Annotated in this window: 16 protein-coding genes; all 16 read right to left on the reverse strand. The window is 64.2% G+C overall.

Going from position 1 to position 12289, the window contains the following annotated elements; genetic code table 11:
- Position 1: 1 nt before the first annotated feature.
- Positions 2 to 1129 (reverse strand): hypothetical protein, encoded by a 1128-nt coding sequence (locus AC1DYD_RS20570; protein WP_478174605.1) that lies wholly within the window; start codon positions 1127 to 1129, stop codon positions 2 to 4.
- Positions 1126 to 2022 carry a hypothetical protein gene (locus AC1DYD_RS20575; RefSeq protein WP_478174606.1) on the reverse strand — a complete coding sequence of 299 codons (897 nt, stop codon included), beginning with the start codon at positions 2020 to 2022 and terminating at the stop codon, positions 1126 to 1128. The genes AC1DYD_RS20570 and AC1DYD_RS20575 overlap by 4 nt, the downstream gene beginning before the upstream one ends.
- Before the next feature lie 468 nt (positions 2023 to 2490).
- A complete protein-coding gene (locus AC1DYD_RS20580; protein WP_478174607.1) occupies positions 2491 to 3492 on the reverse strand; it encodes a phage late control D family protein in 1002 nt (333 codons plus the stop codon).
- Positions 3489 to 3704 carry a tail protein X gene (locus tag AC1DYD_RS20585; protein WP_478174608.1) on the reverse strand — a complete coding sequence of 72 codons (216 nt, stop codon included), beginning with the start codon at positions 3702 to 3704 and terminating at the stop codon, positions 3489 to 3491. Before AC1DYD_RS20585 ends, AC1DYD_RS20580 begins: the two co-directional genes overlap by 4 nt.
- Positions 3701 to 4255 (reverse strand): phage tail protein, encoded by a 555-nt coding sequence (locus tag AC1DYD_RS20590; protein WP_478174609.1) that lies wholly within the window; start codon positions 4253 to 4255, stop codon positions 3701 to 3703. The genes AC1DYD_RS20585 and AC1DYD_RS20590 overlap by 4 nt, the downstream gene beginning before the upstream one ends.
- Positions 4245 to 6659, reverse strand: a complete 2415-nt coding sequence (locus AC1DYD_RS20595) for a phage tail tape measure protein (RefSeq protein ID WP_478174610.1) — start codon at positions 6657 to 6659, stop codon at positions 4245 to 4247. The genes AC1DYD_RS20590 and AC1DYD_RS20595 overlap by 11 nt, the downstream gene beginning before the upstream one ends.
- A gap of 36 nt (positions 6660 to 6695) precedes the next feature.
- Positions 6696 to 6830: a hypothetical protein gene (locus tag AC1DYD_RS20600; RefSeq protein ID WP_478174611.1), complete on the reverse strand. Its 135-nt coding sequence runs from the start codon at positions 6828 to 6830 to the stop codon at positions 6696 to 6698.
- Positions 6827 to 7108 (reverse strand): phage tail assembly protein, encoded by a 282-nt coding sequence (locus AC1DYD_RS20605; protein ID WP_478174612.1) that lies wholly within the window; start codon positions 7106 to 7108, stop codon positions 6827 to 6829. The genes AC1DYD_RS20600 and AC1DYD_RS20605 overlap by 4 nt, the downstream gene beginning before the upstream one ends.
- Positions 7105 to 7341, reverse strand: coding sequence for a hypothetical protein (locus AC1DYD_RS20610; protein ID WP_478174613.1), 237 nt, complete (start codon positions 7339 to 7341; stop codon positions 7105 to 7107). The genes AC1DYD_RS20605 and AC1DYD_RS20610 overlap by 4 nt, the downstream gene beginning before the upstream one ends.
- Before the next feature lie 27 nt (positions 7342 to 7368).
- Positions 7369 to 7875, reverse strand: a complete 507-nt coding sequence (locus AC1DYD_RS20615; RefSeq protein ID WP_478174614.1) for a phage major tail tube protein — start codon at positions 7873 to 7875, stop codon at positions 7369 to 7371.
- A 19-nt stretch (positions 7876 to 7894) separates the two neighbouring features.
- Positions 7895 to 9055 carry a phage tail sheath subtilisin-like domain-containing protein gene (locus tag AC1DYD_RS20620; RefSeq protein WP_478174615.1) on the reverse strand — a complete coding sequence of 387 codons (1161 nt, stop codon included), beginning with the start codon at positions 9053 to 9055 and terminating at the stop codon, positions 7895 to 7897.
- Positions 9056 to 9130: 75 nt separating this feature from the next.
- The gene (locus AC1DYD_RS20625) at positions 9131 to 9850 is read right to left on the reverse strand and encodes a phage baseplate assembly protein V (RefSeq protein ID WP_478174616.1); all 720 of its coding nucleotides are present in this window, start codon (positions 9848 to 9850) and stop codon (positions 9131 to 9133) included.
- Positions 9847 to 10362 (reverse strand): hypothetical protein, encoded by a 516-nt coding sequence (locus AC1DYD_RS20630; RefSeq protein WP_478174617.1) that lies wholly within the window; start codon positions 10360 to 10362, stop codon positions 9847 to 9849. The genes AC1DYD_RS20625 and AC1DYD_RS20630 overlap by 4 nt, the downstream gene beginning before the upstream one ends.
- Complete coding sequence (locus AC1DYD_RS20635; RefSeq protein WP_478174618.1) at positions 10359 to 10892, reverse strand: phage tail protein; 534 nt, start codon at positions 10890 to 10892, stop codon at positions 10359 to 10361. Before AC1DYD_RS20635 ends, AC1DYD_RS20630 begins: the two co-directional genes overlap by 4 nt.
- Complete coding sequence (locus tag AC1DYD_RS20640; protein ID WP_478174619.1) at positions 10885 to 11205, reverse strand: hypothetical protein; 321 nt, start codon at positions 11203 to 11205, stop codon at positions 10885 to 10887. The genes AC1DYD_RS20635 and AC1DYD_RS20640 overlap by 8 nt, the downstream gene beginning before the upstream one ends.
- A gap of 74 nt (positions 11206 to 11279) precedes the next feature.
- Positions 11280 to 12278 (reverse strand): major capsid protein, encoded by a 999-nt coding sequence (locus AC1DYD_RS20645; RefSeq protein ID WP_478174620.1) that lies wholly within the window; start codon positions 12276 to 12278, stop codon positions 11280 to 11282.
- Between the last annotated feature and the right edge of the window lie 11 nt (positions 12279 to 12289).

The following is a 12289-nucleotide window of genomic DNA, read 5'->3' on the forward strand; positions in this document are numbered from 1 at the left end:
GCTAAAGGGAGCAACTCTCCGTCGTCCCGTTTCTCACGCACTTAATCCACTCGCAGGCCGTCTTTTCCTTAACCTCTGCGTAGCGAGCCACTTGAATTCCGAATCTCTGCACCCCCCGAATTCCTTCGTCGCTCACGTCCTTCCATGCTGCAGAATTTACCTGCGGCTTATAAAGAAAGGCTTCTTGTGGAATTTTAAATAAATAGCTTCGATTCTCGTTCATGACAGGGAAATCCGGCGCAGCCAGTCCAAAGATCTTGGAAAAGTCGGCCCTCGAGAGCCCGAGCCTGATTAATGCTTCGCCAACATCACCGACAGAAACGTTGGAACTGTATTCCGAAACGTTGATATCACTTCGCACGGATGCTTTGTCTTCTGCTTTGAGCGCAACCGAAATTACCCCACTAGCTGTGCCGTTGCCTCCGGGAATGTCGTCGATCACTGAGACGCGACAAAGGTCATCTCTGCAAGATTGGTAGTTCCATTTGATTTCGCACGTTACGTGCCCGCAAGGCACATCCGCGCTTCTACAGCTTCGCAATTTAAACTCAGCGCCTGCCCTCATTGCGAGAGGTTGATCCGTCAATGGATCGACAAAAATCCTTCCTATAGAGAGCTGACAGGATTCTTGACTTTTTATCCGCGCCGTTAGCGCTTGTTGAAGTTCATTTGCGGTTGCGGCTTGTAGCGAGTCAATATACATCACCGTTAGTGTTTCATTTATTGCCAATCCCGGTACACCATTGCGAGTAATATGTGAAAATCGTAAATTCGATTTTACCACCCCGTTTAAAGAAGGTCCCACACCGATAACTGGAGGCAACAATCGCTCGGCTGAAACAGTTATGGGATCAATGTTGCATGCGCTCTTCGATTGGCTCGATTGGCTCGATTGGCTCGATTGGCTTGATTGGCTTGGTGTAGCAGAGGGCGTTCGGCGAGGTGCCCCTTCGCTGACAGTAGCCACCGATCTTCTTCCGCCACTAGGCGTCGAAGGAAAACTGGCCTCGGCGGAAGCATCCGAATGCTCGCCGATCGTGCTTCCAATTTCATGTTCGTTGTGAGTCACACAGGATGCCATCAGGCCTGCTACGACCAGGCCCACTAGCATATGCATTTGAGAATTCATTTGATCTCCAGTGCAATGCAACCGCCAGTTGTTTGGTAGTAAACGCCGTTGTCGTCAGACGAGATTCGCACAACCTTGCCTCCCCAATCTTCATTAATTGCCTTATTTCTAAAGTACAAGACTGGCGTTTCGGCAGGTGCTTTGAACTCCAGAGCTGATAGATTGTGCTGGTTGACCCTATTTGCGGAGACCGTTGCTGGGTAATGAACAACAATGGAGGGCTCGGAGTCTTTCTCTTTGAAATAAAATGGATATGCGCATGGTTCTCCATTGCTTAATGCCCCAGTGGCAGTTAATTTAACATCTTCACGTTTGCAACCCACGGCCTTGCCAATCACAGCTTGAACATCGCTGATAAGCAACTTGTCCGACACCAATGGTTTCTGCAGCTGATCCCTGATTGCTTTGACTTGCACCTGATCGGGAGGGGTACCTTTAAGGCACATCAGAGAGGGCGTTGGACCGTTACACTCTTTGGAGCAATCGAGAAGCTCTACTTTCTTAACAATCACCAAGTGATCAGGGGCGACCAAATCGCGTGACGCCGGAGAAATTATCGAATCAGCCGGCTTGAGCAAATCTGAGTTCTTTAGTCTTTCCAATAAATCGGATTTGCTCTTGACCAAGATATCTTGAAGAGCGTGTTGTTGTTCTTCTAACTCCGTCATCAGCGCTGGCATAGACCTTTCTAGCTGATAGTCTACCGCCGTGCAATTCTGATCATCTAGCATGTCGTAGCCGAGGACGGTATTGCGTTTCTTGGCGTCCTCATATCCCCTGAAACCATGCGGCACCCTTCTAGTGTCACGCTCTCTTGTTCCATTCTTCAGGTAGGAGTAAGTGGCTATGACATCTCGATTAGATACGTTATATAAATAAACAATATTGTTCAAGAAGCAATGTGGAGTCGGAGCGGAATAAATGTCTCTGCCCGCAACTGGTGCGTAGTCATTCGGTGGAAGCAGAACCGTGTCTGTTGACTTCTCCCGGCACACACAGAAAGCGTCGCGTTGATAGCCTTTCTCCTGACATGGGCTAGAACAGGTTCCCAAGTCACCGTAGCCATAGCACGCGCTGAGCAAACAGCAGGCGCTCACGATGAGTGACCGGCGGCAAAGTCCGGACTGCCTCGACGAATCCATGAGCACCTCCACGCTTTTGAGTTATTAGTGCAGGAACGACGTTATGTGCAAGCGAGCGGCCATTGTGGTCAGCCCTTTCACTTCTAGCAATGGGTGAATCGCAGTGAGCGTCAAACATTCAACGAAGTCGTTTCACCAAATTGCGCCCTGTCAACAACCTGGATGCTGCTTGTGACAGGCTCCCCGTAGCATCTCTTTCTGCCATTGAACCGCCCCGGCTCAGGGATCAAAATCCTCTCGCCTCTGTGCCTCGAGGCTGGTCCGCAGCCCACCACCATCCAGCGTGTGCTGCGCCCGCGTGCAGATCCATGGCCCATCCACGCCCTCGCGCGTGCCCGAGACCACGACCGGCATTTCCGCACACACCACAGGCCGCCCCATGCAGTTCAACGACAACCCGGTCCGGCCGCGCTGGAACTGCCGCAGCTTCGCCTCCGCCGCGGCGAGCGCGTCTCGCTCGGACTTGAACGGATGCCGCACATACATTGTCGGATCCCCGTTGCCCGCGTAGACGTAGCGCACCGCCGCCCCCTTCTTGTCGTTCCAGTGCGCACCGACCCGCGCGTACGCCGCCCGCTCGTGGTAGCTGGCCCGCCAGTCGAGGAAGCTGTCGTCGACCGGGTGCAGGGCCACCTCCGGCAGCGGCTCGCCGTGCGCGTCCCTGCCGCTGCCCTTGCGCGTGAACACCAGGTAGCCGCCGGCGGGCTTGGCCACCGCGCCGTGCTGCTCAGCCAGGCGCGTGAGCAGGTTCAGATCCGACTCGTAGGTTTGGTCGAGGTGGTCGACCGGGAAGCCGACGAATTCCTGCGCGATCGCCGGCGTCAGCCCGTGCTCGCGGGCGATGGTCTCCAGGATCGCGCCGAGCGTGCCGCGCGGATTGAGCTTCTTGTCCCAACTGCGCTTCTTCCAGGTCTTCAGGCTCGCGAGCATGTCGGCGCTGCGCCCGCGCAGCACCATCTGCGCCGGCAGGCCGGAGAGCTCAACCTCATCGACGCTGTAGCTGCCCATGTCCTGCAGCGCCCGGCCAGCGTAGCCAAGCCAGACACGCAGCGTGGCGCCCGAGGGCGGCAGCTCGAGCGCAAAGTCACGGTCGTCGAGCGTGAGCTCGAGCGTGTCGGCCGTGATGCCCGCCTCGTCGGTGATCGACAACGACACGAGACGATCTTTCACCAGCGCCGTGATGTCCGCGCCATTGGCTTCGATCTGGAAAACCGGCATCATTCCGAGCGCCCCCAGAGCCGCATCGTCGAGCGGCTGGTGCTCACCGGCGTTGGCGGGATCACGAGCACCAGGCCGGCCGGCAGCACCGCGCCGTGGGCAGGCAGGCCCGGATTGGCCTCCAGCAGCAGCACGACATGCTGCGCCGAGCCCAGCAGGCGCAACGCGAGCGCATCGGCCATGTCACCGTCGATCGTCCGATACAGCCTGCTCATGGCGCTGCCGCGGCCTCGCCGCCCCCGATGTCGTCCTCGCCATAGGCCACCAGCTCGATGCTGAACTCGATGCGCCGCGGCAGGCCCTTGGGATCGAGCGCGGTGCCGGTCGCCGCGATCGAGCGGATGCAGTAGAGGCCGAACACGTTGCCGAAGTGGTCGACCAGCAGCAGCGGCTCGCCGAGGTCGGCCTGCGCGCGCATCGCCGCGATCTGGTCGTCGTCGCCCGCGAACTCGGGGTAGAGCAATCCCTGCAGGCTGATGCTCTCGACGCCCGGCCCGACGTACTGCTGCGCCGGCGTTCGCGAGAGCCGGTCGACCTGCGCCCATCGCCATTCGTGCTTGCGCGCGATGCTCTGGTGCGCCGCGGTGCCGACCGAGAACTGATACTCGCCGAGCTGCAGCAGCACGTCGCCTACCAAGCGCGGCGCGGCACCGCCGATGCCGAGGAAGGCGCCTGCCGCGTCGGCAAGGCGGGCGAGCTCAGGGTTTCCCGTGGCATTCGCGACGCCGATGACGATGCCGAGCGCATCGCGGTAGCTAGAGGCCATCCCAGTCTCCCAATGCGCCGCGCCGGGTCTTGGCCTGCGCCGCCTGCAGCTTGCGCACGACGCGATCGGCCAGCTCCTGGCCACTCTCGCCCGCCAGCTGGCTGATGTTGATCGTGATGGTCTGGGCGCCGGCGGGCGCGGCAGCCGCGCTGCGCGCGCTCGAAGCTCCAGGTGCGCCGGCGCCCCCGGGGCCCCATCCGCCGCCCTCCGCCGCGGCGGCGAGTTGGCCGCCCGCCAGGCCGACGGCTGCGGTGGTGCTCAGGATGCCCAGGCGCGCGCCCTCCCCGATCATCTGGCCGAAGCCCTGGAATACGCGGCTCGGCGAGTGGATCTCGGTCTTCTTCTTGAAGATGCCGGTCACCGTGTCGGCCATGGCCGCTGCGGTCTTCTTGAGCTCGGTCCATTTGGCGGTGATGCCGTCGATCAGGCCGTTCACGAGTTGCGAGCCGAAATCCGAGAAATTGCCCGGCAACTCGACGCCGAACCAGCCGAACACTGTGGCCCAGGCGCTGTAGAAGAAGCCAAGCGGCGACCAGTCGAGGATGGCCTTGCCGATGTTGGTCAGCACCGCCGACACCGAGCCGCCTAGCTTCTGCCAGATTGATTCGCCGAAAGACTTCAGGTCCTCCCAAAGCGCTTTCAGCCCGCCGACGATGCCGTCCCAGTTGGAGTAGATCAGCGCCGCGGCGACCACGACCAGGCGCAGCATCAAGCCGAACGGATTCGCGCTCGCGACCAGGCCCAGGGCCTTGAGCGCCGTTGTCGCCACGCCGATCGATGACGCGCCGACCTTGAAGGCCACCAGCGCGCCGGCAGCGGTCAGGACGGATTTGATCAGAAGCGGATTCTCGTCCGCCCACTTCGCGGCTGCGGCAGCGACGGGAATCAGCTTGTCCAGCACGTCGTTCAGGCTCGGGAGCAGGACGCTCCCCAGTGCAACGGCCAGTTGCCCGACGCCGTTTTTCATGCGCTGCCAGTGCGCGCTGGTGGTCTGTTGGCGCGCGGCCATCTCGCGGTCCATCGAACCCTGGCGCTCCGCGCCGTTGGCGAGTTCGATCTGCCGGCGGTACTCGTCGAGGCCGCCTGCAAGCTTCGCGATCGCGCCGCCCCAGTCCTTGCCGAAGAGCCGCGTGACGGCTTCCATCTGCTCGTCAGGCTTGAGCTTCTTGATGCGCTCGAGCACCGTCAGGATGGTGCCTTGCGCATCGACGGTCATGCCCTTCTGCAGCGCACTGGCCGTCATCCCGATCATCTTCACGCCTTCCTGAAAGCGCTTCGGGTTCATCTTCGCGATGTTGAGCTGGCGCAGCATGCCCTCGGAGGCCGTGCCGGCGCGCTCGGCCGACTCGCCGAGCGACAGGAAGGTGGAGGCCAGCGCCGCCGCGTTCGGTGCGCTCATGCCCAGCGTGGCGGCGGAGCCTGCCATACGCTGCATTACTTCAATGATGTCGCGGCCCTTGGAGATCGCGTTGTCGTCGAGGTAGTTGATGGAGTCGCCCAGGTCGCCGATGCGCGAGATCGGGATCTTGAAGAGCTGCGCGATCTTGCCCATCTGGTCGCCGATCTCCTCGGCCGGCATCTCGAAGGCCGTGGACATCTTCGCCGTCTCGTTCGCGAAAACCAGCAGGTTCTGCTTGCCCTGGATGCCCATGCGCGCGCCCTGCGTAACGAGCTGGGCGATCTCGTTGGTCGCCATCGGCAGCTTTAGGCCCATGGCCTGGATCGCGTCGCGCATCTCGAAATAGGTGCGCGTGAGTTGGCCGTTGCTGTCGCGCGCGCCGTCGACCTGCTTGGCGACGCCGAGCATCGCGTCCTCGAACTGCATCGCCGGCCGGATCATCCCGGCGATGACACCACCGCCCATGACCGAAGCGCTCACCGCCGCGCTGCGGAAGTTGCCCTTGGCCTCGTCGTGATTCGCGCGGGCCTGCGCCGCGCGCGCGAACTTCGCCTGGCGCTGCTGAGCGCGCTCGAGCTCGGCGCTGACGCTCGACAGCTGCTTCTTGTAGTTGCTCAACGAGAGCCCGGCCGCAGTGACCGCCGCCTTCGACTTGTTGAAGGCCTCGACCTTGCGGTCCATGGCGCGGCGGGTGCTGGTCATGCGCTGCTCCGCCTCGACCAGCTGCCGGCCGAGTTGCTTGAGGCCGGCCGGGTCGCTGCCCTTGGCCTTGTCGAGCGCCGCCTTGTAGGCCGCGACACTCTGCTTGGCCTTGAAGAATTCGGCGCTCGCGGCCTTGGCCGCCGTGCCAGCCTCGTCGAAGGCGGTGAACTTGACCCGCTTGTGGTTGAGCTCCTGCGCCGCCCGGCCGATGCCCGCGAGCTGCTTGCTCACGCTGCCAGTGACCGAGGCGAACTTGGCGCTCGTGCTGGCGCCGATCAGGACTCCCAGCGAAAACTTCTCCATGGCCACGTGCGGGCTCCTGTCAGATCCTGTCGGTGTCTATTTCTTGCGCTCAAGGAAGCCGGCGTCGAGCGCTGCCTCGACCACCTCCTCGAGCTCGACCAGGTCGAGATCGAGCAGCTCGGCGCGGCTCCAGCCCGTGACGCGCGCGGCGCACACGAGCAGCCGATTCAATTCGCCGTCGGCGAAGGCGCGGACAAAAAACTTTCGAACGTCGTCTGCAGGCGCTTCAGGTCGGCCAGGTCGAGCTCGTCGATCACGTCGGGCGCGACCTCGCAGAGGTTCGCGAAGAGGATCGTGTCCATCTCGACGTCGTCGCCGTTGCTGGCCCGACGCGCGAGCTTCATGTCGCGGCCCTTGGGGCGGCGCATGACGAGCTGCGCGCATTCGACGCCGTCGACCTTGACCGGATAGGCCAGGGGCACCTTGACGGTAAATGGCGCGGCTCTCACTTCGCGGCCTCCTTCAGTTCGACCGGCTCGATCGCGCCCGACACGCGCAGGAACTCGGCCTGGCGATCGCTGAGCGTCACCTCGACGCCCTTGTCGTGGAAGCTTGCGCCGAGCGCCACAGGCTTCAGCGTGCGGTAGGTCTTCTTTCCGTTGGCCGGAGCTGCTGCCGAGGTCGAGGCCTCTGCCGGCTTTACCGGCTCGGTGGCGGGTGCGTTGGTGATCTTGGTTGCCAAGAGGGATTCTCCTTTTCAGATGGGATGTCAGATACCGAGGTGCTGCCGCGCCGTGGCGAGCTGGTCGACGCCGCCGATGACGGCGACGTAGTTGATCGGGTCGATCTCGTAGATGACCCGACTGTTGAGCTCGAGCTTGTAGTAGTGCAGAGACCACTTGAGCTTCAGCGCGGCCTTGGCGCCGGGCTTCCAGGCGTCCTGATCGGCTTCGATGAGCTTGCCGCGCAGGGTCACGACGACGGGCTTCTGCACGCCGTCCTCGCCGGCGATGGTGCCGCGCAGTGTGCAGGCGACCTGCACGCCCGGGATGACGTTGAGCGTGAGCAGCACGTCGGCGTCGAAGGCGAGCAGCGTGCCCTCGGCCTCGAGCTTCTCGAAGGTGCCCATGGGCACGTCCACGGGTGCGGCCATGCCGCCGGCGTGGAACTCCTCGGTCTTGACCGCGATCTTGGGCGGCTTGAATTCCTCGACCTTGCCAGCGTAGCCACGGCCGTCGACGAACAGGTTCAGGTTGTGCAGGATGTCGGCAATCATTTGGTTCGTGCTCCGGGGTTCAGGCGAAGATTTCTTCGATGTAGTCGTTCACCAGGTGCGAGCGGAAGGTGATGTGCTCGGCCGGGTACGGCGCGGTGAAGTCGAAGTCGAAATACACCTTGCCCTGGCTGATCTGGTCCCAGGTGTTGAGATCCTTGTCGGCCCAGCACTTGCCGCCCAGGATCGCGCCGATGGCCTTGAGGTGGCGCAGGTAGGCGTTGACGCCCTCGCTCACGTCCTCGATGTAGGTCTTGGTGATGTTGCGGTCGACCGCCCACATGTGGGCGCGCAGCAGGCTCTCGTTGATCATGTCGGCCGTGCGGCGCACGCTCAGGAAGGCCCACTTGGGGTCGGACGAGCAGGTGCGGTTGCCCCAAAGGCGGTAGCCGTCCTTGCGGATGATGGTGGCGACCTGGTTCTCGTTGAGGAAGTTGGCGCGGCTGTTGACGTCGCCGAGCGTGAAATCCACTGGGCGCGCGGTGCCGACGATGCCATTCATCTCGGTGTTGCTCGGGCTCCACCAGAAGCCGCGCTCGTTGTCCTGGCGGGCGATCATGCCGGCCACGCGCGCACTGGCGGGCTGGACGATCTCTTCGTTGCTCGTGGTGTCCCACACGCGCACCGAAGGGTCGACCAAGTAGACGCGCGATGAACCGAAGGACTGCCGATAGTCGATGGCCAGGTCGTCGTTGACGTTCGGGCCGTCGGCCACGATCACGGCGCGCAGCCGCTCGGCGACTGCGACCATCTCCGACAGCACGGCTTCGTCGGACGTGAAGCCCGGCGCGATCAGGATCTTCGGCTGCACGTGAACGATGCTTTCGGCGCCCAGGAAGGCTTGCACGCCTCGGTATTGGCCCGAGAAGTCCGCTCGGCCGATGATGTTGCTCTTGGTCATGGCCGCGGTCTCGTGCGACTCGACGCGCACGACGACGACCATCGCGCCGACCTGGTCGAAGATGGCATCGATGCTGGGCGGCAACGTGCCCGAGGTGCCGAGCTTGGCCGCCTCGAGGCGAGAGCCGGCGATGAGCACGGGCGTATTGAATGGAAAGTCGATCGACGACGCGTCGGGCGCCGTGCCGATAAGGCCGATGACCGACGAGCGGACGGTGCTGATGGGACGCGCGCCGTCATCGATTTCGACGACTTCGACGCCGTGCAGGAAAGACTCAGCCATGATGCGATGGGCTCCGGTGTTCAACGAATACCGTGAGCATTCCTGCGCCGGCGCTGCCGCGCCTGCGGCCAAAGTTCAAGCGCCGCCGTCGCCGTCCGCGTCGGTGATGCTGCCGCCCGAGGTGATGTCGCCCGCGACGTCGAGCGTGGCGCCCATCGAGACGCGCTGGCCGAAGGTGGCCTCGCGCGTGACGATGATCGGCACCTCGATGGTCACGGTGGCGCCCCCGCCGCCTGGTCCGCTGCCGCTCGCGGCGATGCCGTTCTGCGCGTTGATGACCTTCTGCACGGTCGAGGTGCCGGTCGTGACCACGTCGCCGTTGAGCAGGATGTCCGGGCTGTTGATGGTCGTCTTGCTGGCCGCGTTGATCGTGACCTCCGTGCCGGTGTTGATCTCGACCTCGCGCGCCGCGGTGATCTCGACCTGGCCGGGCGTGTTGACCGTGAGCTTGCCGGCCGCGCGGTCGTAGGTGACGAAGGCGCCATCGCCGAATGCGACGTGCATTACATCGGCGCTCGACTGCGGCGCATCGTGCGCGTCCTGGTAGAGGGCCGGAAGCGCGATCGTGTCCTCGAGCTGGCCGCCCGGTGCCAGCAGCAGAACCTGCTCGCCGAGCTCGGGCGCCCACCAGCTGCGGTCGCCGCCGGCACGCGTCGTGGCCCACGGGATCCAATCCGTGACCAGGTCGCCGGTGCGCACGCGGATCCGGGCCCGCGCGTAGTCGGCCTCGGCCACCGTGCCGACGCGCACCAGGTTGTCGAGTCGGCGCATGGTCTCCGAGAGTTCATAGCTCAAGGCGTGACCTCGATGTAGCGGCCGGCGTTGCCCTCGCCCACGTCCGGCACGTGGCTCAGGGAGACGGTCGAGGGCGTGGGAAAGGGGTCCGCCTCGAGCGCGCCTACCGGAATCTCGCAGGCCCACTCGACGGCCCAGCACAGGTAGCCATCGAGCTCGGGGCGGAAGGCGTCGTCGCCCGCGCGCACGACCCGGTTGTGGCCGATGCCAGGCGCGATGCGGATCATCTCGCTGAGCTCGTGGGCGACGGCCGCGGCGATGGAGCGCACGGTCAGGTGCGCGCCGGCCTGCGCCGGGTCGACCACGACTCTCGCCTCGAAGCGCGCATCGAGCAGCAACCGGCCGGTGCCCTCTTCCGTCGCCGGCTCGAACTCCGACAGCTCGATGATGATCGCGGGCAGCGCCAGGCTGCGCTGGAGGTCCGGGTAGCAGGCGAGCGTCGGCACGCTGTCGGCGTCGAACCGCGTGCGCAGCCTGGTGACCAGCGCCTTGTGAATGTCGGTGAGGGTCATCTGGCGCGGCCCAGGAGCTTCTGGAACTCGTAGTTGAGCTCCTGGCGCAGCAGCACCAGCAGCCGCGCCTCGGCGTCGAGCGCGGCCGCGCGCAGCGCCTGGGCCGCTTCTTCGCGGATCGGGATCTTGACCAGCTCGATCGGAAAGCGCGCCGCACCGGTCCGGCGATAGACGCCGCCGCCGTACTTGCGAACGATGAACGCGCCGGGCAGTTGGTGGCGGCCGACCTGGACGCCGCTGCGCGTCTGCCGGGGCGAGCCGAGGCGGCTGGCCGCCAGGCTGTTGAGGCCGAGCCAGACCTTGCGCTCCTCGCCGGTGCCCTTGACGTAGGTGCGCAGCCGCGAGCGCATGACCTTCTGCGCGACGCGCAGCTCCGCGCTGATCTTGCGCGAGGCGGTCATCTGCGTCCACTTCGTGGCCTTCGCCACGGCGCGCCGGGCGGCACCGCGAACCGCGCTCTCGCTGAGCGCGAAGCCGTCGGTCAGGCGCTGAAGCGCGCGCGGATCGAGTTCAACCTTGAGGTCAAGCACGGATCTCCTCCTCCGTTCGGGGCCGCAGCACCAGGCGCAGCATCGCGTGGTGCTCGAGGCGCTCGACGTTCACCACGTCATAGCTTCGACCGAGCGACTCGAGCACCGGACGCCGGCCGAGCGCGGGGCAGTCGACGGCCATCACGTAGCAGGATGGCTCGACGATGCTGGTGCGCAGGTTGCCGATTTCGGGCGGCCGCCACAGGTGGTCCATCACCACCGTCAGCTCGACGTCGTCGAGGGTGGCGGCCTGGCCGAAGGTGTGCAGCACGGTTCGGTGCATGCGCTCGAAGATGTGGGTGGCTGCAGGCATGGGCTTCAAAAAAAGAGCCGGCCGGACTCGGGGCCGGCCGGCTCGAAAGGCACTCGCGTGCCCAGGGAGTCATTTCAGCGCCGGACCAGTCGAACGATCGCTCGAGGGCGCGTGCACAGGCTGATCGGGTTGGACTGGGCTTCGAGGTTCTGCGACTTGCCGCCCTCTGTGGCCCACATCTTCGAATAGAGAGGCAGGCCGATAGTGTTGGCGGTCTCGGGGTAGTCGGCCGGCGCGAAGCGCGTGATCAGCAGGTCGGGCACGCCCTCGGGCACCAGGTAGGCCTCGTCGGGCGCGATGAACGGCACGCCGCCGATCGCGCCGCGGTATTCCTCGATCACCACGCCGGCAAAGGGGAAGCCATCGCGCACGTCGGTGCGCAGGAACTCGCCGTCGGCCCAGCGGTTGAAGGCGGCCTCGACCCGGGGATGGCCGGTGAAGCTGTCGAAGAAGTCCCGACCGGCGAAGATCCGCGCGCCGGTGTAGGTCGCGTCGCCGAGGCCGTCTTCCATCTTGCGCAGGGCGTCGACCACCTTCTGGCGAACGTCGGTGCCGTCGACGTCGAGCGCCATCGAGTGAACCTGCTGCTCGAGCTGGAAGGCGGTGTAGAGGTCGGCCAGGACGGTGGCGCCGTCGGCATCGACCACGATGCCCTTGATCGCGCCGATGCGCTGGTATTCGATCGTCGCATCAATGCGGCGGCGCATCTTGGCCTGGCGCTTGGTCACGTAGTCGACCAGGGCCTCGAGTTCGGACGACTGGCCGAAGGCGCGCAGGCCCTGGATGTCGTCGGCGCCGATCGAGGCCGAGGTCGGCAGGTGCACGGTGTTGAACGGGATCACCGAGCGGCTGCTGCCGCCCGTGGGATTGCTGCCGATGCGGCCGCGGGTGCCGGCCGGCACCAGGCTGAGCGTGTCGGCATTGCGCTCGACATTGACCGCGAGCGTGGCGACGCCCTCCTCGTCAAACAGGCCGAGCTTTGCGATGCGCGAAGGCAGCGGCTGCTGTTCGTTGATGGCCGCGGTCAGCTCCTGCAGGCTGAATTTGTCGTCGGCGAAAAGACCAAGGTTCATGGTGGCTCCTG

It is taken from the genome of Variovorax sp. P4_B11, assembly GCF_056402355.1.